The organism is Pantoea sp. (genome assembly GCF_028283705.1).
GTDB lineage: Bacteria > Pseudomonadota > Gammaproteobacteria > Enterobacterales > Enterobacteriaceae > Pantoea.
Window position 1 is genome coordinate 208,541 of record NZ_JAPWKD010000012.1, and the last position, 23,458, is coordinate 231,998.

Sequence of the window (23,458 nt, forward strand, 5' to 3'; positions counted from 1 at the left end):
AAAAAACGCCGCAACTGAATTGCGGCGTTGAGGATTATTGACTAAGGAATTTATCGAGAAATTGCCGGGTACGCGCCTGCTGTGGGTTGCTAAACAGCGCCTTTGACGGCCCCTGCTCTACAATGCGTCCCTGATCCATAAAGATCGCGCGATCAGCGACATCACGGGCAAAACTCATTTCGTGGGTGACGATGACCATGGTGCGTTTCTCTTCCGCCAGCGCGCGAATGGTATTCAGCACCTCCCCCACCAGCTCAGGATCGAGAGCGGACGTCGGTTCATCAAACAAAATCACCTGCGGCCGCATCGCCAGCGCACGCGCAATCGCCACGCGCTGCTGCTGTCCACCGGACAACCGGCGTGGGAAGCTCTCTTCCTTACCCTGCAAACCGACTTTCTCCAGTAGCGAGCGCGCGCGCGCAATGGCTTCCGCTTTCGGCTCGCCTTTGACGATTACCGGCCCCTCAATGATATTTTCCAGCACCGAGCGGTGAGGAAACAGATTGAAGTTCTGGAACACAAAACCAACCTGCTGACGCAGACGCCGAACCAACTCTTTTTGCTTGTGGATGCCCAGTGCGGCATCGACCGAGATATCCCCGACCCTGATGCGCCCGCTGTCCGGCACTTCCAGCAGGTTGATACTGCGTAATAACGTGGTTTTACCCGAGCCACTCGGTCCGATAATAGCGACGACTTCGCCGGAAGCCACGTCCAGATCGATACCGTGCAGCACCGTCTGGCCGTGAAATTGCTTCACCAGCTGACGAACTTCAATGGCACTCATTTCACCTCCCGATCCTGACGATTTACATGCGCTTCCAGCCGGTTCTGCAAGGCAGAAAGTACCGTGGCCATCACCCAGTAAATCACCGACGCGGCCAGATACATGGTAAACACCTCAAGGGTACGCGAGGTGATCAGCTGCGCCTGACGGAATAACTCCGGCACCTGAATGGTCGCCGCCAGCGAGGTGTCTTTCACCAGGCTGATAAAGCTATTGCCCAGCGGCGGCAATGCCGTCCGCGCCGCCTGCGGCAGGATCACGCGCCGCAGTGTCTGCCACGGCGTCATACCGATACTGGCGGCCGCTTCCCACTGTCCACGTTCAATCGCCGCAATGGCACCACGCAGCGATTCCGAGGCATAGGCCGCGGTGTTAAGCGACAGGCCAATCATCGCGGAAGGAATCGGGTCCAACTCGATACCGAACTGCGGCAGACCGTAGTAGATCATAAACAGCTGGGCGATCAGCGGGGTACCGCGGAAGATCGAGACATAAATGCGGGCCAGCCAGTTAATTGGCCAGAAGTGGGACAGGCGCATCAATGCCAGCACAAAGCCAAGTATCAGGCCAAAGAACATCCCGCCGATACTCAGCTGAAGGGTGAACACCGCGCCTTTAAGGAGAAATGGTGCTGAATCCAGCACCAGTTGTAGGCTTTCCTGCATTATTTAGTGACGTCCGCGCCGAACCATTTCTCGGAGAGCTTGCTCAGCGAGCCATCTTTTTGCATCTCAGCAATGGCGGCATTAATCGCGTTCAGCAAATCATCATTGCCTTTACGCAGTGCCACACCCGATTCCAGACGGGAGAAGGCCGGACCGGCCACTGCCATGGTATCGCCGGTTTTCTTCACCAGATCCAGCGCAGCCAGGCGATCAACCAGGATGGCATCAAGACGGCCAGAACGCAGATCCTGATATTTGGTCGGGTCATCATCATAGGTGCGGATATCTACACCCTTGACGTTATCGCGCAGCCATTGCTCATAGTTAGAACCGAGGCCAACGCCCACTTTCTTACCAGAGAGATCTTCCGGCTTACTGATGCTGCCCGCGTTTTTCTTCAACGTCAGCGCCTGCACACCGGAAATGGTGTATGGCGTGGAGAAGTCATATTTCTTCTTACGCTCGTCAGAAATAGTGACCTGGTTGATGACGACGTCAATGCGTTTTGAATCCAGCGCCGCCAGCATGCCGTCCCATTTGGTCGGTTTCAGGCTGGCTTTGACGCCGAGATGCTGGGCCAGTTGCTGAGCAAACTCCACCTCAAAACCGGTCAGCTTGCCGTTTTCATCCTGGAAGCTGAACGGTGGATACGTCCCTTCCAGACCCACCAGCAGCGTACCGCGCTCTTTAACTTTATTGAGCAGATTTTCTGCCGCAAAGGTTTTCACGTTGAAGCCAGCGACTAACGCCACCGCCATCACGCCCATCACCAGCTGGCGACGAATCTGTGAGAAAGCCATAATTACCCCATTTATTATTTGTGAGTTGTGTGTTGTGAGGCGGCAAAAACCACATCTGCCGCACTATCGTTATTAGCGCTACTTAACCGGGCAAGTCAAATAACGGCCGGATTATAAACCTTTTTTCAGCCGCGCCTCAGACCGAAGGATGATAAGCAAATAACGCGGGCGCACCGCCGGTATGAACAAATAATAGTGGTCCTTCGCGGCGGAAGCGCTGCTGACTGATACCATCAATGAGACCGGCCATGGCTTTGCCGGTGTACACCGGGTCAAGCATGATGCCTTCCAGCCGCGCCAGCAGCTTGACGGCGTCCATCCCTTCTTCGTTCGGTTCACCGTAGCGCGGGGCAAAATAGTCATCCCACAGGGTAATCGGTGCCTGAGCGGTGACCTCCAGCTGCTGTGCCAGCGCACTGCGGATGCGCTCCACCACTGGCAATTGATCGGCCACCTTACGCGAAACGGTCACCCCCACCAGCTCGCTATCTGGCAGCAGCTGTTCCAGACCAATCGCCAGACCGGCATGGGTACCGGCGCTACCGGACGCGACAACCACCGCAGCAAAATCCACTACCCCTTCGCTCTGATGCGCGATTTCCTGCGCGCACTCGACATATCCCAGCGCCCCGAGCGCATTGGAGCCGCCAACGGGCACCACATAAGGACGGAATCCCTGCGCTTCAAGGCGGATTGCCTGCTCCGCCAGCTGTGCGGTTGGGTTGTGTAACGCCTCCACCATCACCACTTCAACATCCATCAAATCGAGTAGCAGACGATTACCGTTGCTGAGGTAGTTTGCGGCGTGGGTACCAATCGGGTTTTCCAGCAGCGCCACGCATTTCAGGCCGAGACGTGCCGCGACAGCAGCAGTCTGGCGGACATGGTTCGACTGGATAGCGCCAGCGGTCAGCAACACATCCGCGCCTTCGCGCAGGGCATCGGCCGCCAGAAATTCAAGTTTGCGCAGTTTATTGCCGCCGAACGCCATCGGCGTGAAATCATCGCGTTTGATGAAAATATCACGGCCCAGATAGTCAGACAGACGTGGCAGGTGTTCCAGCGGCGTGGGTGCACCGAGTAATTCAAGACGGGGATACTGGTGCAAAAGATGTAAGGACAATGCAGCCTCCATTCGGGCTAAGTGCGATTATTCTTACAGTGTTGCAGAAGATGAGAGAAGTCGCACCCGGAAATCACCGGGTGCGGTCCCTGTTGCTGACGTCTTCGACAACAACAGAGGGGAGGATCACAGTTAACTGCGCTGCCAGCCTAAAAACTGGTCATATTTGCGCAAAGCGATGCGGTAGTTGTTGTTACCGGCATCAGGTAAATCGTTCTCCAGACATTCATGCCAGCTGTTGCCCCGCAAGCGTTCTGCCGGGAAGTTTTTCGCCTTAAGCATGTCATCGAGACGACGTAACCGCACCACGTATTCACGAATGGTGCTGTGACTCATCTCAGTCTGTTCAAAGAGGTATTGTTTGAACGCCATGATATCGAAGTAATTCGGATGAGTATTACAAAAAATATCGCTGCAAAAACGACACAAGGCTGTCAATTCCGGCTGGAGTTTCATCCAGACCTGATCGTCAATCATCTGGTCCATCCGTGCGATGGCCTCTTTATTGATAATCTGGCCACGGAACACTAACGCCATACGGTCAAGAACTTTGCCACAGTGCGAACAATTGCTTTGGCTGTGCTTGTAGTCTTTAAGGTAGCGACTTAAAGGTCTGGCTTTGGATTTGGCTCCCATTGCTGAGTCCCCGGTTTTATTATTTTTGGATCGCCAGGAACTGATTCTGTCAGCGCGCTCCCGTTAATCGGGCACGCAGGCGTTTAATCGCCTGACTGTGCAGCTGGCTGACGCGGGATTCGCCCACTTCAAGCACCGCGCCAATCTCTTTCAGGTTCAGTTCTTCCTGGTAGTACAGTGTCAGCACCAATTTTTCACGCTCGGGCAATGCCTCGATCGCTTCAATTACGCGCTCACGCAGATTCCCTTCCATCAGTTGATGAAGCGGGTTGGCTTCTTCATGCCCTTCCGTCACCAGCTCTGCGCTGTCACCGTGTTCTTCCCGATACTCGTCGTAGGAGAAGAGCTGGCTGTTATTGGTATCCAGCAGAATCTGCCGATACTCTTCCAGCGAAACATTCAATTGCTCAGCCACTTCCTGCTCGGTAGCCGCGCGCCCCATCGCTTGTTCTACCTGATGCATCGCACCCGCCACTTCGCGCGCATTGCGGCGAACGCTGCGTGGTGCCCAGTCACGGCTACGCAATTCATCCAGCATTGATCCCCGGATGCGCTGCACGGCATAAGTGGTAAAGGCGGTACCCTGTAACGCGTCGTAGCGTTCCACGGCGTTCAGTAAACCAATGCCACCGGCCTGCAGCAGATCGTCAAGTTCAACGCTGGCTGGCAAGCGCACCTGCAGACGCAGCGCTTCATGCCGCACCAGAGGAACGTAGCGCTGCCAGAGCGAATGTTTATCCATCACGCCATCGGCGGTATAGAGATCGTTCACGTTGACTACCCTGCGTTAGTAAAGTTATCGGCATGATTATCCAATTCTGTAGGGTGTTTTGATTGGGTGAATAGGCGGGCAAAGCGCGGTTATTTCAAATTTGTAATAGATGGCAGCATCATGAGCCGCCATCCATCGGGAGATTAACGCAGATTACGCAGACGCTGCCGCGTGCCGGGCGGCACCGCATCCCACAGTGCACAGGTTTTACCCTCAAGCAGCTGATAAAAAGGATTAATGTTATCGTCGCTTTCCAGTTGTGATTTGAACAACACCTGGCCGGTTTCCGCATCAATGCTTAACATTCGGTTGATAAACAGCCGTTGTAAGTCACTGCGCAGGAACAAACCGTTGTCCACGCTATTATCGGCGAGAAATCCATCATCATTTTCCTGGGTATCGATATGGCAGGCTTCAACCCAGGGCCAGCTATGGCGCTCGGTCAGCCGGGTACCAGTGATAATGCAGGCACCATAACGCGCCTTAACCGCGGCGCTAAATTCGGCCTGGCTGTCGCGCTGGAAAACTCTGGCTTTAACCCGCCTGCCCACTTCGATGCCAGGCATCACTGCGATCGGTACTTTATGTTGCGGCGTACTCAGTACCACCAGGAATTGCACTTTGCGTGACAGCGGGAAACAAGGGTGCGCCTGTGGGTCGAACAACTGCCAGTATTCATCCTCTTCATTCTGGCGCATCAGTACCAGCTTAAAACCACGGCTCGCCAGCATGTTTTGCGCCTCGGCAGAATGCGGATCGAGCATCGCATAGACCCGGGTTTCCCCCACCACCTTCCAGCGATTTTCTTTCTTTATTTCATCAGTACGACGGAAATAAAGGAAAGCCTGCTGGTTTTTCAGGTAATGCTCAAAACGGCGCAGATAGTTTTTACGTTCGTTATCATCCGAGACAAATAACAGATCTTCCAGCGGGCTATTGATCTCCTGCTGGGCAAACACTGCGCGGATAATCAAATTGCGATAGCTGGTTGACGGGCTCAGCAACCCGCGGGCGGTAAGCTCTTTTTCGTCAGGATGCTGTTGCGTGTAGCGCAATGCGATCTCTTCAAAAGTCAGTAGCTCACCGGGTAACAAGTCATAATTGAAGCGCATAGACACCCCAGAAAATGGAAAAAATAAGGCAATAATTGGTGTGATTCTGAAAGGGGTTATCGGCAGATTAGGCGGGTTCTGTAACAGGATGGTTACTTTTTTTATGGTAGCGGCACGCTGAATCGTGCCGCTGCGGAAAGATAACCTGTCAGACAGAATTTTGGCGGGTTTCCTGCGCTTTATGCAACGCTAAAATTTGTTTAGCAAGACGCTCTAGCGCCTCCCGGTTTTCTGAATCGGTCGGTAAACGACCGTGAGTATCGTAGAAAATCGACGCTTCAGAATCAATAATGGCGCGCAGTGCGGAAAAACCGGTATTTTCAAAACGGAAAAATTCACCGAGTGATACCCCTTCGCCATCGTAAACCTCTAAATAATCCGGACGCAGCAACAGCCAGGGTTCATTTGGCTGATCGGCGGGTGGTATGAAACTGACCACTCCGTTCGGTTGATAATAAGCGACAAAGTCGCGCACCGCGTTTTCCTCAATCACCATCATATTCGCATGCCGGGCCAGATAGCTGCAGAGCTGCGGCCCCGTAATCGCATCAATGGTTGCTTGCAACACCTGAAAACGCTCTTCGAAACTGGCCCGCCTGGTTTTATCCAGCGCTAGCGAGGACACCAGCTTTTTCCAGTCCGCGTGAGGATGATAAGGAGGCTCGCCTTCGGTACGTTCTTCATTGATCTTCGCAGCAATATCAAGGATACCCCTCCCGCCATCCACACCATTTGGGAATAAAAACAGCAGATATGCCAAATCATCCAGTTTCAGTGATAGCCTTTCCAGTGTGTAGGGATACAGTCCATCCTGAATTAACTTCCCAATTTGGTGCTCGTCAAACTTTTCTCCATTAAGTTTTTTGCCAATATTCTTCAATGAAGTTAACAATAATAAACTATCATAGTCGTCGTTTTTCTCAGGATTTCTGAACGCGTGAAATAATAACTCAAGCGAATCATCTCTGAGTTCATCCATCCAGTGAAAATCTATTTTCCCGGTGCGGGTTATTTCCGGGATATGCAGGTTGCTCCAGAGACCAATACGATTGAGACGAAATATTGAGATAGCGAGATTATCTATTAATTCCTCCCTGAGCATTTTATAGCTTAATCCTTTATCCCCATAAGGGATGCCTTCCAGATTCATATCGGTAATGGGCAAACCTTCACCGAGAATAAACGGTGCTGCGATCATATGCTGCCTCAGACTGGCCATACGGGCTGCGCGATTGTTGCTGAGGTGATGCCTGATGCTCTTTTCGCTAAGATTGCCATCATAATACAACCCCCTCTCTTCCGGATTAATAATACTCCTCATCATAAATAACGGACTATTATATTCCGCATTCTCCTGTAGATTATTCATGGGAAGGCGTTGCATATAACGTAGCTCTAACAATCGCCTGTTCCGGTTAGCGACCAAATCCTCTTTAATTACTCCATCCCTGGCGACAACATCATCAAGATTGTCAGTGTAATTATAATTTTCGATGCTATAGTTCTCGTCTAATTGCCGCTCATTCAGAAAGAAATGTCCTTCAAAATCGACGTTATTAACAAAGTGTGCCAGTTCGATCAAATCTTTCTCAAAGCACTCTTTTAAATTCTCTATCTGTTCCTGAACCGCGGGTTCTTTTATGCGCAGGCAATCCTCGGGTAAATCAGGATCTTCTTCCGCATCCCGCACAATTTCCCCCAGGTCTTCCAGTGCGGTTCCCAATAATCCCGTTTTGTGTATCAATGTTGCGGCTTCTGCCTGCTCAAGGAAAGCCAGCAGCTGGTGGGGATTGATTCCGGGTTCTAACAGAACGGTCACGAGATCATTGTTAATGACATCAGCAAAAATCTTCAGTGAACTCATTTCCTTGATTTTTTGCCTGCTAACCTGCTCCTCAAAATCAAGGTTATGCAGACCCTCCTGCGCTCGCTCCATCTGTCGTTGTAAATGACCGAAGATTCTCTTTTGCTCCACCGGGTCATCTATCCAGTTGGCAATAGCTTCCTTTATTCCTGCCAATCTATTGGCATCGTAGATCGATAAAAAATGATGCAATACGTTTCTCAGAATCCTTAGGTCTTTTTCAGTAATGACTTGTGATGGTGTAAGATTTTTCCCGATAAAACTGCATAAATCCTTTTGCAACGACGTTGAGAAATTATCCAGAATAGTATCCTTAACGTGTGGCTTACTTAGCGTAAGATCTGGCAAGAGATCTTCAAGTTTTTTTTCCTGCCCGGTTATATCTGGTGCCAGCTCTAACGGTGCTACCCGAACAAATTCCCGATAAATATCATAGTGATTTTCAATATGATCTGCTGTCTGGCCTCTTAAATAAATCCAGGAGTCTTGATCGCCGTACAACGCCATGGATACTGAGCGAAACAAACAATTGCCATCGGCCGCCACATCATGCACGTAACCTGCATTATCGATAAATTGATAATGCTCATAACCGCGAATCCTGACTCTTTGTAAATTAATGGTTCTCTGTGCATTCTGCTCCTGACCGGCATCAGCAATCATTCCCACATCAGCATCATAGATTCGGATTCGTATATTGCAGGCATTAGCCAGCGCATCCACGGCAATATCGATGGCATCATGATCCCATCTGCCTTCCTCACGAATGCAACTTAATAAATTTTCTTTTGCTTTTTCGCTTTCACTTTTCTCTTTCGTCTGTAATGAAAGTTTTTCCAGCAACTGTGTGGCGTTTTTTTGGATCGATTTTTTTACTTTTGCATTATGTCTTGCTTCACTCCCTGATTTTAATATATCACTCGCGCCCCAGCACGGATCAAAGCGTTTGCTTTTAATTTGCTCTTTGCGACCACGGGTAATCTCCATAACCGAAGACGGTCTTTTCTGCGCGATGCTAAATGGCGCTATTTTTTGAATTGACCGGATAAATTTACTGTCTGCATGGTTGCGGAAAGGGAAAGATTGACTGGCAGCAGAGGATAAATTCCGCTCTGGCCGAAGTGGTGGTGGCATAATACGTGAAGCAATTGTTGTGGTGGTATTATTTAAAGATGCAACCGTTGTTATTTTTTTCAATGCAGGTGGGCGGGTAGATAATGTGGACTGGCGATTAAAATTTACTAATGAATGAACATTATGGAAGTCTGGCATGATATATTCCTTCTTAAGCCTTGATAATCCATCATTTAATCTGACGCCAGGCATATTTGCTCAGCGACATTACAACAGGCTTTTTATATTCCTGGTACGAAATAAAAACACAATAATCTCTGCTCTCTGATGTACCTCCTCTGTTTTTGGCATATTCAGTAGCGGTACGATAAATCGCACCGCTACTGAGTTTTTAGCCTTTATGGTGCGCTAAGATGTTCAGCGCAAATTGTTCTAAAGCCTCCCGATTCTCCGCATCAGTAGGTTTGCGCATACGTATATTCGAAAAACGGATTGCCTCAGTTTCAATAATTGCCCGCAGGGCAGAGAAATTAGTTTGTTCAAAGCGGGAGAATTCGATCGGTTCTGCTTCTCTGCCATCATAGACTTCTAAGGAATCAGGACGCAGCACCATGAAAGGTTGGTCTGGCTGCTCTGCCGGTGGCGTAAAAACAACCTGACCTGTTGGTTCATAGTAAGCCAGAAACTCCTGCGATTCGTCCTCCTCGATAACTATCATATTCCCTTGTCGGGCTAAATAGCGGCAGAACGCCGGAAGAGGAATATGATCAATTTTTTCCTGTAAAACCTGCAAACGTAACTGGAGTCTTTCTCTGAACCTTCTTTCATCGGCCAACGTAGTTACCAGCATTTTCCAGTCAGCGACTGGGCTATAAGGTACTTCGCCTTCCGCACATTCTTCATCGATCTTTGTGGCAATATCAATAATACCCCGTCCCCCGTCTACGCCATACGGCAGTAAAAACAACAGATGGGCAAGCTCGTCCAGGGTAAATGATAATTTCCCCAGATTAAAGGGTTCAAGGCCTTCTTCGATAAGTCCTGCAATCTGGTGTTCATCGAATTCATCCCCTTTAATTATCTTTCCGATGCGAATTAACGATGAGAATAATAACAAGCTATCCAGCTCATCATTATTTCCCGGGTTTCTCACCCCCTGAAATAAGGCCTCGACCGTATCATCCTTTAACTCATCCATCCAGTGAAAATCCATTACCCCGGTTTGGGTGATTTTAGGAATTACCGTATTACTCCAGAGACCAATACGATTCAGGCGAAATATCGAGACAGCCGGATTATCGATCAATTCCCGGTTTAATGTCTCAATACTCAATCCTTTATCACCATAGTTGAGACCATCCAGGTTCATATCCTTAACCGGTTCCCCCTCACCAAGTATAAAAGGCGCACCGGCCATATATTGCTTCAGGCTGGCTAATCTGGCTGCGCGATTATTGTTAAGATGATGCCTGACACTTTTTTCACTGATTTCACCATCATAATACACCTCCCTTTGCTCAGGATTAATTACGCTCCTCACCATAAACAGCGGGCCGTTATAGATTACATCCTCAAAAAGATGGTTAACCGCCACACGCTGCATAAAAAGCTTCTCTAATAAACGCCTGCTTCGGTGAGCAATAACATCTTTTTTATTAACACCTTCCCGGCTCACTACATCATCTAGTTTATCGGTGTGGTTATAATTCTCCGGACTATAATTATCATCTAATTGCCGATCGCTCATAATGAAAAAACCGTCGGCATCGATATCATGATCAAACTGAGCAAGGGCAACAAGACTCTCTTCAAAATCTTCTTTTAACTGTTCAATCTGGCGCTGGACCGAGTATTCCTTAATGCGCATGTATTCGGCTGGTAAATCAGGATCTTCTGCCGTCCCCTGTAAGATATCAGCCAGATCCTCACAGGTGGCTCCGAGCAAACCGGCTTCCTGTATCAGATTCGCGGCTTCGGTTGCCTCAAGAAAGGCCAGCAGCTGATGAGGATTGATTCCTGTACCCACCATAATGCTCACCAGATCATTGCTGATGGCCGTCGCAAAAATCTTCAGTGAATTAACATCTTTGTGTTTTTGCTGACCGGCCTGCTCACGAAACTCCAGGCAGCGCAGGCTATGTTGAGAACGTTCTGCCAGCGTTTGTAAACGCCCCAGCTGTCGTTTTTCTTCCACCGGGTCCAGTTGCCAACGAGTAATGGCTTGCTTTATTTCAGCCAGCTTTTTCACATCATAGATCGATAAAAAGTGATGCAACATGTTTCGTAAAGTTACTTCATCTGCTTTAGCAATGACCTGCACCGGCGTTACGTACCGTCCAATAAAACTGTATAAATTCTCTTTCAGCATTCGCGCGGTAATATCGAGGATGTTATCTTTAATATGCGGTTTACTTTCCGTCAGTTCTGACAAGCGTTCATTTAATGATGTACCTTCCGATGTTTGCTCAATAAATTCTTTATAATCATCCCAATGTTCATTAATATGACTCGCTGTTTCACTCCTTAAATATCCCCAGGAATCTTCATCGCCGTACAGCCCAATAGATACTGTCGTGAACAGGCAATTCCCATCCGCCGCTACATCGCGAACGACGCCGGAATCATCGATAAGTTGATAATGTTCCTGATCATGAACCCTGATCCTTTGTAAATTTATCGTCTTTTGTGGTGTTGGTGATTGCCCAATATTAACAGAAAAACCCAAATCGGCGTCATAAATATTCAAGTGAAGGTTAAATGCATTCGCCAGCGCCGCCACTGCAATATCAATCGCCTGATGATTCCATCTGCCGGGCTGGCGTATGTTTCTTAATATATCCTGTTTAATTTGTTCAGCCTGATTATTCTCATGCTTATTCAGTGAGAGTTTCGCCAGCTGCTGAGCCGCATTTTTCCTGATAAATTTTTTTTCTTTTATAGCATTCTTTATGTTATCCGCAGATTGCAATATACCCTTTACTCCCCAATCACCCGTGATACGCTGTTTTTTATTATTCACATCGCGGCTGCATGCCATTGCCAATACCGGAGAGGGTCGCTGTGAAGTAGGAATTGTGACCGGAGATACCGTACGAATTGATCGGGTAAACTGATTATCCACGTTGCTGCGGGAGGATAACAGGGGTAAGGATAAACTGGTTGCGCGCGATAAAATCCGTGCGGGCATTAACTGTGGCGGTAATGATAGCCGTGCCGAACTATTTGCTAACGATGTGACAGCTGAGGTTCTGATTTGCGAGGTTGCTGGCGTGGATAATGTTGATTGCCGATTGAAATTGACTACCGAATTAACATTATTTGCATCAGGCATAATTGTTTCCTTATCAGGCCGATAATATTCCATCATTAAATCTGACGCGGGCGCGTCAGTTCACCGACTATAGCAGCCCCTTTTTTACCTGAAATCCTGCTCTCCTTCCCTGAGACTTGTTCACAAACCGACCTGCATCACGATTTTATCGTCACGCTGAAGCGTCTTGCTGCCACACCCTGGCAAAACCCGGCAAATCAGGCCAAAAAGCCCGTCTGTTTAAGCCATTGTTCCCCCTGCCTGCTGCATAAAATAAAGCCGTTAAATTTACTCAGGTTAAGGTTGGACGCCATGTCTTCACCCTCACGGGCGCTGCTGCTGGATGCGGGATTCGCATCACTGCCCTTTCTCGATGTGTTACGCCAGCAGGGTTATCGCACTGCGGTCTGTGGCAGTAAAAACCAGGACCCCGGCCATCGCTGCGCTGATGACAGCAGCCCGGTTAACTATGGTGATGTCCAGCAGGTGATTGATTTGTGTCGTGAATGGCGCATTTCTGCCTTGCTGCCCGGCGTCACCGATGTGTCTTATCTCACCGGCTCACGCGTGGCTGACCAACTCGGGTTCCCGGGATTCGACTCTCCCGAGGTGAGTGACACGCTGTTTCAGAAAGACCAGTTCCGCAGTTGGGCACAGGCCAACCATTTCCCGGTGCCTGCCGCTGTTGAGCAGCTGAGTGAGAGCGAATCGCTCCCTTTACCATTAATCGTGAAACCCGTGGATGCGTACAGTGGACTGGGAATTACGCATATCAGCGAACGTGCACAGTTACCCGCCGCCTTTGCTGCTGCCCGCCAGGCATCGCGCAGCGGCGAGGCGCTGATTGAACAATTTATTCAGGGTTCGCTGCACAGCCATTCCGCGTTTATCCGCAAAGGTGAAATCGTCTGTGAATTCTTTGTCGATGAGTTTTGCACCGTTTACCCGTGGCAGGTCAACAGCAGCTCCCTCACCACCCAGCTCAGTAGCGCAATGCAGGATCGGGTCAGTGACTGTCTGGCGACGCTAACCGCACAACTTGGTCTGGTTGATGGCCTGCTGCACACCCAGTTTATGACTGATGGCAACGATTTCTGGTTGATCGAACTGACGCGCCGTTGTCCTGGCGATCTCTACAGCCGCCTGATCAGCCTCTCCACCGAAGTGCCTTACTGTAGCCACTTCGTCGCCCCTTTTATCAGGCTGGACGACCATTTTGATCAGCGCCGTCCGGTACGCCAGCGTTTTATCGCCCGTCATACCGTCTCGGTGGCCCAGCCGACCCGTTTCCCTGGCTTCCATTTCGCGGCGCTGCCGGCACAGATTCTGGATGTGATCCCGCTGAAAATGCCAGGCGACGCGCTGGAGGCCGCACCACGCGATCGCGCGGGTCTGGTGTTTGCCGAATGCAACAGCCTGACCACGCTGGCAGAGCTGACTCCTCATCTGAACCAATATCTCAACCCGTCGATACAACAGGAGAGATCATTATGACCCAGCCACTCAAGCTGGCCTTTCTCGGTGGAGGCATGAATTCCGCCATCGGCCAGACGCATAAAATTGCCTGCCAGATGGATGGCGAGTTCCAGCTGGTCGCCGGTTGTTTCAGCCGCGATGCACAAATTAACCAGCAAACGGCACAGGCTTGGGGGATCCCGGCAGAACGCCTGTATGACCATTACGAGGCTTTACTGGCTGCCGAACATGCCCAACTGGACGCCGTGGTGATTTTACTGCCGACACCCCATCATCTCGATGTGATCGTGCGCTGCCTGGAATACGGCGTCGCCGTGATTTGTGAAAAAGCGCTGGTCGAGTCCGTCGCCAGCGCCCAGCTGGTACACCGTACCCTGCAACGTACCGGTGGCCGTCTGTATGTCACTTATAACTACAGCGGCTACCCGATGGTGCGCGAACTGCGTCAGCGCATCGCGGAAGGCGAGCTCGGCGATATTCAGCAAGTGCTGGTGGAAATGCCGCAGGAAGGCTTTAGTCGCCGCAATCCGGCCGGGGAAGTGGCTCGTCCGCAAAGCTGGCGACAATCCGACGGGGTGATCCCAACTGTCTCTCTCGATCTCGGCGTACATGTCCATCAACTGGTGGATTTTGTCGTGCAACGCCGGGCAACCGATGTGTATGCCATCAATAGCCACTTCACCTCGCTGCCCAATATCATCGATACCGTGCATGCTGTTTCCCGTTATGAAGACGGCCTGGTATGCCAGTATTGGTATGGCAAAGCCGCTCTGGGTTACCGCAATGGCTTACGCATCCGGGTGATGGGTGATAAAGGCAGTGCCGAATGGCTCCAGGTCGAACCGGAGACCCTGAAGCTCACCAACGCACAGGGGCAGGTCACATTAATTGATCGTACCGATAACGCCAACCGCATCGCTAATCTGCCTCGCTACTGCCGCTTCAAAGCCGGTCATCCTGCCGGGTTTATCGAAGCCTTTGCCAATTATTACGTGGATATCGCGCACAGTTTGCGCGGTGAGCATAATGATTACAGCCTGGGTATTGATACCGCGTTGAGTGGCTTAACCTTTCTCGAGAAAGCGCAGCGCAGTGCAGCATTGCATCAACCGGTTACGCTGCTGGATCTGCTCAGCCAGCCGGTTACCGCCGCCAGCTAACCCTGCAGTAATCGCATCTCCCCCGCGTCAGGGGAGATGCTCTCTTCGTCTGTCTTCAGGCTGCCGCGATCTGGCTGGCTGCCAGCACGATATCAATGATACGCGTCTGCTCAGCTTCGGTCAGCGTCGGATGGATCGGCAGGCACAAAACCTGTTGAGAGGTTTCGGTCGCCACCGGCAAGTTGTCGGGATGGGATGAATCGTAGCCTTTGTACATCGGGAACTGTGATATCAGTGGGTAGAAATAACGACGCGCATAAATACCGGCATCTTTCATGCGCTGGTACAGTTCATCGCGCGACAGCGGGAAGTGTTCCGGATGGATAAACAACGGACAGTAGGCATAATTCCACTCGGTTTGCGCATCGCTATACAACAGTGACACACCGGGTACAGAAGCCAGTGCCGCAACGTAGCGCTGATAGATCTGCTGACGCACCGCAAAGGCAGCATCAACGTGTTTGAGCTGTAACATACCAAATGCCGCCTGGAATTCGCTCATTTTGCCGTTGATACCCGCCGCTACCACGGTGGTTTCGTCAGCAAAACCGAAGTTTTTCAGATAATCGATGCGACGTTTGATTTTCTCATCAGGACAGATAATCGCCCCGCCCTCAAAGGTATTAAACACCTTAGTGGCGTGGAAACTCAGCACCGATAAATCGCCATGATTCAGGATGCTGACGCCTTCACGCTTCACCGCGAAGGCATGCGCAGCATCATAAATCACCCGCAGGCCATAGGTATCGGCAATACGCTGAATCGCATCGGTATCGCACGGAATACCGTAGCAATGTACCGGCATGATGGCGCTGGTTTGTGGCGTAATGGCCGCTTCAATTTTGGCCGGATCGAGGTTACAGGTCACCGGATCAATATCGACAAATACCGGTTTGATGCCGTTCCACAGCAGCGAGTGCGAGGTGGCGACAAAGGAATAAGGCGTGGTGATCACTTCTCCGCCGATGCGTAATGCCTGTAGCGCCGTTATTAAGGCCAGCGTGCCGTTAGAGAACAGGCAAATATGTTTGACCCCAAGGTACTCCGCCAGCGCTGCTTCCAGCGCCTGATGGTACGGACCGCCGTTGGTCAGATATTTGCTCTGCCAGATATTCTCCAGATAAGGAATAAACTCTTCCAGCGGCGGCAATAACGGGCTGGTGACCAGAATGTTTTTATTGTCGTAATGTGGCGCAATCTTTTTCATCAAAACCCCCTGTGGGCGGTGTCACGGTCAGGAAAATAGATACCAGCCTGTTGCCAGAAGGTCACAAGCCCGGCTGCTGTCAGCTGATACGCAGGGTCGAGCGCGGGAACCGGCGGCCATTCAGTCTGCTGGTGCCAGTCGCGCAGTGCGGTTATCCAGAGATTCTCTTTGTTACGGATATGGCTCGCCGACCCGCGATGCCGGAGCGAAGCAATGTCGCTGCACAGCACCGGCAGACCCGCTGCCTGGTAATGGAGTAATGACAAATCATCTTTGCCACGGTTTTCGTCCAGATTGAGACGAAACAGCACCGCCATGTTGACGTGCAGGCTGGCGAGTTCGTCGGCCGAAACCGGACCCGGCGCAACGCGATGGATTTCGCAAATCGAACCAAGCCAGCTGGCCGGTGCTGCACCCCGGATCACCCAGTCGATAAATGCTGAAGTTTCGCCCACTACCCGGGCAAAAAAGCGGTTATCCGCCGCGCTCAGCTCACTGGTGTCACACAACACGCGCAGACGTGCGTGACGTGGCGCGCGAACGGGAGTTGTCTCTGGCATCATGACCTGCGACGGCAGCAAAAACGCGCTTTGCTTACGTTTTTGCAGCCAAAGCTGTGATTCTTCGCTCCACACCAGCCAGCCGTTCAGCCAGCTGGCCTGCAACAAATTCGAGCCGGATTGCTGGCTGACACTGGCTTCCGGCAGGACATAGCATTGGCAGCCGCTCAGGTTCACTAGCGACGCAATATTTTCCCGTTGTCGCTCGGCGACGTCGGCGGTAACGATCAACATATCCGGTTGCAGACGCAGCAGCACCCAGGGGGTAAAGGCGTCATAGGTCAGCAGTGCAATCTGTTGCTGCTGTGCCATCACACTCAAGACCTGCAGTAAGCGCGCACTATTGGGCTTATGTTGATCGCCATGTACAAAAGCCACACGGGGAATGTTTGCCTCGCTAAAGGCAGGCCAGGTTTGTTTCAGGCTCTCATCAACGCTGAAAGGATCACCGTGCAACGAGTAATTAAGGGGATAAGCCGGATCGCACAGCAAGTCACGTCCCCAATGCTGGCGCAGCTGACTGGCCTCTGGCGACGAAGGGTTGAATCCGCGCGCATTGCCCTCGGTTGCCACCACACTGTGCGGTGTCCAGATACTGCGATAACCCGCCTGGGCAATTTTCAGCGCAAAGTCGATTTCTGCCACGGCAGGATCGCTATAGCTTTCGTCCAGCCCACCCGCCTGCTGCCAGCAATGCTGCCGGATCAACAGGCACTGAGCATTGAGCAGCCGTGACTGACGATCGCTTTGCAGATAACCGCCCATTGCCGATGAATCCCAGCGTTCGCCGTGACCAATATGTGCCGCCAGCCCGCGATAACCGGCAATAACGCCCGCCGAGAGGATATGCTGTTCGGTGTGGATCAACTTTGGCCCTACCATCGCCACTTCCGGGCGCAGCGCATGGTTCATCAACGCTGCCAGCCAGTTATCCAGCAGGAAGATCAGCTGCGGCTCAATAAAGCATAGAAACTCGCCGGTGGCCTGCGTTGCTGCCGCATTACGCAATGCAACAGGCTGCCAGCCGGTGGCCACCTCAATCACGCGGATGCGTGCTGGATCGATGGTTGCCAGCCCTGCCAGCCAGGTATTCAGGGTGCTGTCTTCATGCTGATGATTCACCACCAGCAGCTCGGTATGCGGCCAGTTGTTATGTTGCAGCAGGCTGGTGATGGCACGCTCCAGCTCTGCCAGCGAATTGCCTGCCAGCAGGATCAGCGAGACCAGCGGCATTGCCGTATGCCCATACAGCAGCTGCAGCGTCTGACCTTGCTGAATATGGACCTGAGCCGCGGGATACCCCATCAGCTGCAGGCCATGCTCCAGCACCCGCCCAGTCTCCAGACTCTCTGCTTCAGTCAACTGCGGTTCAGGCAAGATACACAGCGGGTCCGGGTAATGTCGGATCGTCTCAGCACCTGCGTGTAAGGTGATCTGCTGCATCAGAGCAACTTCAAATGCCTGCGGATATTGCCGTGCCTCACCCTGCCAGCGTTGCAGTGCCTGGCGTGACAACCAGCATCGTTGCAAATATGCCGCAGGTGCTGCACTGAACAGGTCCCAATCCCACTGGGGTTTCAGATGTGGCACCGCTGCACCTGCCGCGTTCAGCCATAGCTCGTCGCTGTACACCGCCAGTGCATCCGCTTGTCTGCTGAGGAAATGGGCCAGTACTGGCCAGCTTTCCGCGCTGTAAAAACTGCCAGCGGGGATGCAATGTAACCAATCATAGGTGGCATCAACACTGGCGTGTTGCAGCCAGTTGAGCCACTCACCCGCATGAATCGCCAGTATGTCAGCAGGCAAGGTAATATCCTGCGCCGCAATCACCACCACCTGCACAAACGCGGGCCGTTGCACCAGCGTGTCTAACGTCAGCAAGAGATGCTCAGGATGGTCGGGATCGTTAAACACCGCCACCAGGATACGCGGCGAGCTGGCTAATGCCAGCCTGTCATGCAGAGCGGGTGTCAGGCTACGTTGCACCAGCCAGTTTTCCAGTCGTCCCTGCCACAGCGCCTGCTGGTGCTGGCGCAGCTTCTGCTGGGTAATATCCACCAGCTGCTGGATCTGCGCCTGCGTCTGCTCACGTCGCTTCAGTAAGGTATCGCGCATCTGCCATAAATTGGCACGCACAGCCTCAAGCGTGGCGGGATGGTCATCCCAGCAGATGCCGACAGCACCATTTTCCGCCAGCGTCGCCTCGGTCAGGGCATATTTTTCGTAACCTGCCGCCCTGAGCGCCACCACTGGGCTGCCACACAGAATGGCCAGCAAGGCGGTACCGGATGACTCAAAGGTATAAAACGTTCGCGCCGTTTTCAGCTTGGCTGCCAATTCTGTCAATGTCAGCGGATTGCGCATCGAGAGGATCTCAATGCCTGGCGGTAAGGCGGAGAAATCAACCGCAGAGAGCGGTACACGGTTGAGATACAGAATGTCGCAGCTTTTCTCTGGCTGATCGTTCTGGAACAAGTCGAGGTCATAGCACTCGATATTGAGCATGCGCGGATTGGCGTGTTTGCCAGCAAATTCCGGGCGATACCAGAAAAACAGGTCATCAGCACCGGCTTCCAGGGCATTGCCGTTAATTACCCCTTCCTGGTTGAGCATGTAACGCACCACCATCGCTGCCTGATGAGGGTTGCCGCTTATCACTTCCGGGTAGATAGCGGTAAACAGGCCACCACGCAGCCGGTGCTCCCGCAGTTCTTTACCGCTGACCACCGGTGTATTCCATGCCGGATTAACGGCGCAATTGACCATCCATGCCTGTCTGCCACTTTCATTCAACAGATGGCACAAGCGATGCATCACCTGTATGCCAGCCGAAGACTCGCGATAATCCGGCGCAATAATGAAATAAGGGAAGTTTTCGTCCTGAATGGTGGTCATCGTTGTGCGCTTCTTCTGTAGCTGATGTAGCCCGGCAAATATTCCCTATACTAGCGACCCCGCTCTGCCTCCAATCCCCAAAACAAAGGGCAAAAACGGGGTATTTACGTCGTTATCAGACAGTCCAGGCTTTTAACCAGTTGTCCAGATGCGTACCGGTCAGCATCCACTCATCCCGCACCAGGGTTTGCAGTGCCAGACCATTGCGTTCGCTGGCATCCGCATCGCTGAGGTGCATACGGATCGCATCCACCCAGTCCTTAAAGCGGTTCTTAACGCGCGTGACCGGCAAATCAGTGTGGCGATAACATTCCACATCGCTACAGATCACGGGAATACCACAGGCACCGTACTCCATCAGACGCAGATTGCTTTTGCAGACGTTAAAGATATTGTCTTCCACCGGTGCCAGCGCCAGATCGAGATTGAGCGCCGCCAATGCCGCCGGATAGAGACTGATGTCTACACCAGCATGATGTTCATGGACGTAAGGACGCAGTTTTTCCGGGCACATGCCCATAAACACCCACTCCACCTCATTCGCCAGCGCCTTCACCACGTCGGCAATCATTTCCAGATCGCCCTGATGGCTGGAGCCACCGGCCCAGCCCACGCGCGGTTTGCGCCCCTGGCCGCGCAGGCTGTGCAGGTTGCCCCACCAGTTCACCGGCAGACGGTTCAGCACCACCTTGATATCGGGATGGAAAGTGGCGAGCGACTCCGCCAGTGGCGGTGTCGAAACCACAAAGCGGTCGAAGTAGCTCAGGCTTTTACGCAGCAGTCCGGAGATCTCCTGGCTGAAATTGGCACGGTTGTAATGCTTCATCGGCAGATTGAGGATGTAATCATCCAGTTCGAACACTTTGAACATATCCGGCATCTTACCCGCACGTTCGATCCACGTATGAAAGGCCGGAGCGTAACGGCGCTGGATGATCAGGCTGTCGGGACGATACTGGGCAACTTCGCTCAGATTGAGCAAAGATAACGAGGCGTTGCCCTGCGCTTTTCCTTCCATTTGCATGGCATACAGCGGTTGCAACATGCGGTAATGACCGCAACCCGCCGTATCAGAGTGATGCAGCAGCAACTGCGGCAGCGCGGCTCGTTGCACCGGACGCCAGCTCATTTCGCTGTCATTGCTGATATCAAAGTGTCGGCTGCGCAGAGACAGATTGGTGTTATAGGCCGGGTCATGCCCCACCAGCGGCAGCCAGCGTTGCAGCAACGTGTCTTCTTCCTGCTGCCTGAGCTGGGCGGCAGTCTTGAGGGTGACACCCGCAAAGGGACTTTTGCGTTCGGCGGCACGCATGATACGTGCGTAAGGCGTCCAGACCGTGAGATACCCCTGTTCGCGCGCGCGCAAACACAAATCCACATCGCTAAACAGCGGCTGGCTTTCGTCGAAACCGTTAAGCGCCGCGAACACGGCAAAACGCACCAGCATAAAATCACCAGACACGGCGCTGTAATTCTGATCGAGATGCAGGCGACCCAGCGCACTGGGATCTTTATCATCATGGCCACGCAACACATCACCGACCACGCCATTGATGCCCAGAATATAACCCGCGTGACGGACTTTATTACTGGCAGAGAGCTGCTTACCGCCAACAATCGCCACTTCCGGACGCAGCCCATGATTGAGCAGATTATCCAGCCAGTCGCCATCGGCAATCGCCAGCTCACTGTGCATAAACATCAGATATTCACCCTGCGCCTGCTCTGCTGCCAGATTGCTCATCGCCCCCTGATGCCACGGATGCGGATAGTGAATGACGCGAATACGTTGTGGATCCACCGTGGCAATGGCACTCAGCCAGTTGTCGCGTTCCGGGCTGTGTTGATCGTCAGCCACAATCAGCAGCTCATAATGCTGATAGCGCGTCTTCTCCATCAGGGTGGTCACGCAGGTAATCAACGCGGGCAAACTTTGCCCGGCGAGGATCACAATTGATACTTTTGGCTGCGCCTCGTGGTTGTAGCGCAGGCGATAGTTGTAGTAATTGTCGAGGGCGATTTCGGCATTGGCGTAACCCCGGTTTTGCAGGTGACGCTGGATAATCCCGGCATCCACCACCACATCGCGTGCACGCAGGTGCGCCGTCACCAGCGGTTCCGCCAGGTGTCCGACGACATTCAATCCTTGTGATTCGATCAATTTCACGATCAAATCCAGCTCTGCCGCCTGCGGATAATTGAGGTCAAACCCTTCCGCTGCCAGCAGTAATTCACGGCGGAACAGCCAGTGCTGGGCCATGGTTTTCGGCGAACTGAGTAGCATGTCGAGGTTAAAATCCGGGCGAAATGCCAGACCTGAGGGTTCACCGTTGATGAAGAAATACTCATCGGTATATAACGCCAGCACATCATCACGGGATGGCAAGGTACTCGCCAGTGCGATCAGGCCAGAGGCATTAAAACGCGTCCCTGCCTCAACAAAAATAAACCAGTGGGCATCCTGATCGTTGATCAGTTGATTAATCACCGGCAAACGTTGATCGGCTGCGGCCGGATTGTCTGCTGTCGGCGACCCGACTGAAGTGCTTGCGATGCGCTCTCCATGTCTACGGTGGCGGCACCCTGCGCCGCGCCGCCTGTTCGCTGCCTAGTTGCAAGTGGTGTTCACAGTGGTACCCAAGTTTGTTGACGTACAGCGGACATTCGGACTGGTCAGGTGGACTGTTTGCGGCTGGCGCGCATTGACCGCCTGCATATAGTTAGCCCATGCATTGGTGCTCGTGACGAACTGCTGGCTTGCAATCTGCTGCGCTTTTAGCTGATGCTCCTAGTCCTGTACCGTTGAGCGCCATAGCCTCGAATCCAAGCTGAAGTTGGCTACTGCTGCACAGCGGGACCTCGGTAGAGACTTCGAGCACCTCCGCGCTCTATCCGTGAATGCTCACGCGTCTCTTGGTTCTTCAGGACCATTGTTCATGCGGTCAAGAAAGGTACAAATCTCCCTTGCTGCCTTTAGAGCATACCGTGCGGTCTGGCCCGTAAGATGTTCACCAAAGCCATGAGCGCTTTTGTTCCTCGACTGATAAAGCAACATGAACTGGAAATTGATGTCTTCCGGCGCAATCGGGCGAATTGTTTTATTAAATACTTGTTGCGGGGAAGGACTGCGTCCGTCCCATCCACCTGGCATCAGCTTTAGCTCAACTGCAGAATACGCTGCCATTACGGCAGTTCGGAATGAGAGCTCATCGCCGCGAGAAATTGCCTCAGCGGAATATGCAAGCAAACTATTGGTACCCGCAGGCAACAAATCTGATATCGCGGGCCCAGCGGCAGGCTGGACGAAGGGTTGTTCATCCAACTGAGTACAAACCCAATCCCACGTATAGATGCGAATCCCGGCGGGGCTCCATAGGTAGGCATCCCGTGTCGAAAAAGCAAATCGCGCCAGACCTTCATTTTTGTCCGCGTCTTCAGCCTTCCCACTTACAAAGCGGTCCTTGCGACCGATGATAATTCCACCCGGTCGTACTTCATCAGTTATGCCAGTCAACCCGAATTTCATCCGAAAATTCGGGCTTGCGGATAGCTCCGCGACATAGTTGACGAGCTGATTCTCTGCGCTATACAAATCGTCGCTCGGCCGAAGGCGATTCGTGGCGCTATCCAGTTGGAATAGATACTTCTGAGGGGCCTTCACTTCCCACACATACGCGTAGCGGCGTCCAACAGCGCCGTTGTCGACTTCGACTGATACAGAAAAGTCAGAATCCCCGGTTCTGCAAGACTCCTCCCTGCCAGTCATCAGTATGTTGTCCGCTGATACCCTGAAGGGCACGAGATGCAACGCGATATCAGGAAGAAATTTCTGACATTCCTTTTCCTTGTTCGTCGTTGCCTTGATTAGGTCTCGGAGTTCCTCGGCTCTTGTCATTGGTTTAGTAAGAAGGTAGATGGCAAATTATGCCCCTTTCTTCGAGTTTGGACCATCTGCCGAACAAGCCAAAGGAGGGCGTAATCGCTTGGCGATGTTCGCGCTCAATGTCCAGGCGGATA

15 protein-coding genes are annotated in these 23,458 nt (G+C 52.2%); 2 read left to right on the plus strand and 13 right to left on the minus strand.

The features are described 5' to 3' along the window. Window positions 1–34: 34 nt before the first annotated feature. The 9 genes from tcyN to PW844_RS11520 all read right to left on the minus strand — a co-directional run bounded on the left by tcyN (window position 35) and on the right by PW844_RS11520 (window position 12,164). Window positions 35–787 (minus strand): L-cystine ABC transporter ATP-binding protein TcyN, encoded by a 753-nt coding sequence (gene tcyN / locus PW844_RS11480; protein WP_299451675.1) that lies wholly within the window; start codon window positions 785–787, stop codon window positions 35–37. Then, window positions 784–1,452, minus strand: coding sequence for a cystine ABC transporter permease (tcyL, locus tag PW844_RS11485; RefSeq protein ID WP_084875548.1), 669 nt, complete (start codon window positions 1,450–1,452; stop codon window positions 784–786). Before tcyL ends, tcyN begins: the two co-directional genes overlap by 4 nt. Further along, window positions 1,452–2,252, minus strand: a complete 801-nt coding sequence (tcyJ, locus tag PW844_RS11490; protein ID WP_208715439.1) for a cystine ABC transporter substrate-binding protein — start codon at window positions 2,250–2,252, stop codon at window positions 1,452–1,454. The genes tcyL and tcyJ overlap by 1 nt, the downstream gene beginning before the upstream one ends. A 136-nt stretch (window positions 2,253–2,388) precedes the next feature. After that, window positions 2,389–3,375 carry a D-cysteine desulfhydrase gene (locus PW844_RS11495; RefSeq protein WP_299451679.1) on the minus strand — a complete coding sequence of 329 codons (987 nt, stop codon included), beginning with the start codon at window positions 3,373–3,375 and terminating at the stop codon, window positions 2,389–2,391. Window positions 3,376–3,507: 132 nt separating this feature from the next. Next, on the minus strand, window positions 3,508–4,011 hold the full coding sequence (gene fliZ / locus PW844_RS11500) for a flagella biosynthesis regulatory protein FliZ (protein WP_013509525.1): 504 nt from the start codon (window positions 4,009–4,011) through the stop codon (window positions 3,508–3,510). Between the two features lie 49 nt (window positions 4,012–4,060). Beyond that, window positions 4,061–4,783, minus strand: coding sequence for an RNA polymerase sigma factor FliA (locus PW844_RS11505; RefSeq protein WP_084875557.1), 723 nt, complete (start codon window positions 4,781–4,783; stop codon window positions 4,061–4,063). A gap of 143 nt (window positions 4,784–4,926) precedes the next feature. Continuing rightward, window positions 4,927–5,895, minus strand: a complete 969-nt coding sequence (locus tag PW844_RS11510; RefSeq protein ID WP_299451682.1) for an HNH endonuclease signature motif containing protein — start codon at window positions 5,893–5,895, stop codon at window positions 4,927–4,929. A 148-nt stretch (window positions 5,896–6,043) separates the two neighbouring features. Then, a complete protein-coding gene (locus PW844_RS11515; RefSeq protein WP_299451684.1) occupies window positions 6,044–9,031 on the minus strand; it encodes an OTU domain-containing protein in 2,988 nt (995 codons plus the stop codon). A gap of 193 nt (window positions 9,032–9,224) precedes the next feature. Then, window positions 9,225–12,164, minus strand: coding sequence for an OTU domain-containing protein (locus PW844_RS11520; protein ID WP_299451686.1), 2,940 nt, complete (start codon window positions 12,162–12,164; stop codon window positions 9,225–9,227). A 291-nt stretch (window positions 12,165–12,455) separates the two neighbouring features. On the opposite strand from PW844_RS11520, the gene PW844_RS11525 reads away from it, so the two are divergent. Together PW844_RS11525 and PW844_RS11530 are read left to right on the plus strand one after the other, a co-directional pair. Next, on the plus strand, window positions 12,456–13,637 hold the full coding sequence (locus PW844_RS11525) for an ATP-grasp domain-containing protein (protein ID WP_299451687.1): 1,182 nt from the start codon (window positions 12,456–12,458) through the stop codon (window positions 13,635–13,637). Further along, complete coding sequence (locus PW844_RS11530; protein ID WP_299451688.1) at window positions 13,634–14,779, plus strand: Gfo/Idh/MocA family oxidoreductase; 1,146 nt, start codon at window positions 13,634–13,636, stop codon at window positions 14,777–14,779. Before PW844_RS11525 ends, PW844_RS11530 begins: the two co-directional genes overlap by 4 nt. Window positions 14,780–14,834: 55 nt before the next feature. Here PW844_RS11530 and PW844_RS11535 read toward each other — a convergent pair whose 3' ends face one another. The 4 genes from PW844_RS11535 to PW844_RS11550 all read right to left on the minus strand — a co-directional run bounded on the left by PW844_RS11535 (window position 14,835) and on the right by PW844_RS11550 (window position 23,336). Beyond that, window positions 14,835–15,986: a DegT/DnrJ/EryC1/StrS aminotransferase family protein gene (locus PW844_RS11535; RefSeq protein ID WP_299451690.1), complete on the minus strand. Its 1,152-nt coding sequence runs from the start codon at window positions 15,984–15,986 to the stop codon at window positions 14,835–14,837. Beyond that, window positions 15,986–19,441, minus strand: coding sequence for a glycosyltransferase (locus PW844_RS11540; RefSeq protein ID WP_299451692.1), 3,456 nt, complete (start codon window positions 19,439–19,441; stop codon window positions 15,986–15,988). The genes PW844_RS11535 and PW844_RS11540 overlap by 1 nt, the downstream gene beginning before the upstream one ends. A 115-nt stretch (window positions 19,442–19,556) precedes the next feature. Further along, on the minus strand, window positions 19,557–21,929 hold the full coding sequence (locus tag PW844_RS11545; protein WP_299451693.1) for a glycosyltransferase: 2,373 nt from the start codon (window positions 21,927–21,929) through the stop codon (window positions 19,557–19,559). A gap of 414 nt (window positions 21,930–22,343) precedes the next feature. Next, window positions 22,344–23,336: a hypothetical protein gene (locus PW844_RS11550; RefSeq protein WP_299451694.1), complete on the minus strand. Its 993-nt coding sequence runs from the start codon at window positions 23,334–23,336 to the stop codon at window positions 22,344–22,346. Window positions 23,337–23,458 lie beyond the last annotated feature (122 nt).

Coding starts and splice junctions, on each gene's coding strand:
- PW844_RS11515 (WP_299451684.1), bottom strand. CDS start 9,031: ATGCCAGACTTCCATAATGTTCATTCATTAGTAAATTTTAATCGCCAG.
- PW844_RS11540 (WP_299451692.1), bottom strand. CDS start 19,441: ATGACCACCATTCAGGACGAAAACTTCCCTTATTTCATTATTGCGCCG.
- fliZ (WP_013509525.1), bottom strand. CDS start 4,011: ATGGGAGCCAAATCCAAAGCCAGACCTTTAAGTCGCTACCTTAAAGAC.
- PW844_RS11525 (WP_299451687.1), top strand. CDS start 12,456: ATGTCTTCACCCTCACGGGCGCTGCTGCTGGATGCGGGATTCGCATCA.
- PW844_RS11535 (WP_299451690.1), bottom strand. CDS start 15,986: ATGAAAAAGATTGCGCCACATTACGACAATAAAAACATTCTGGTCACC.
- PW844_RS11510 (WP_299451682.1), bottom strand. CDS start 5,895: ATGCGCTTCAATTATGACTTGTTACCCGGTGAGCTACTGACTTTTGAA.
- tcyJ (WP_208715439.1), bottom strand. CDS start 2,252: ATGGCTTTCTCACAGATTCGTCGCCAGCTGGTGATGGGCGTGATGGCG.
- PW844_RS11520 (WP_299451686.1), bottom strand. CDS start 12,164: ATGCCTGATGCAAATAATGTTAATTCGGTAGTCAATTTCAATCGGCAA.
- tcyN (WP_299451675.1), bottom strand. CDS start 787: ATGAGTGCCATTGAAGTTCGTCAGCTGGTGAAGCAATTTCACGGCCAG.
- PW844_RS11550 (WP_299451694.1), bottom strand. CDS start 23,336: ATGACAAGAGCCGAGGAACTCCGAGACCTAATCAAGGCAACGACGAAC.
- tcyL (WP_084875548.1), bottom strand. CDS start 1,452: ATGCAGGAAAGCCTACAACTGGTGCTGGATTCAGCACCATTTCTCCTT.
- PW844_RS11530 (WP_299451688.1), top strand. CDS start 13,634: ATGACCCAGCCACTCAAGCTGGCCTTTCTCGGTGGAGGCATGAATTCC.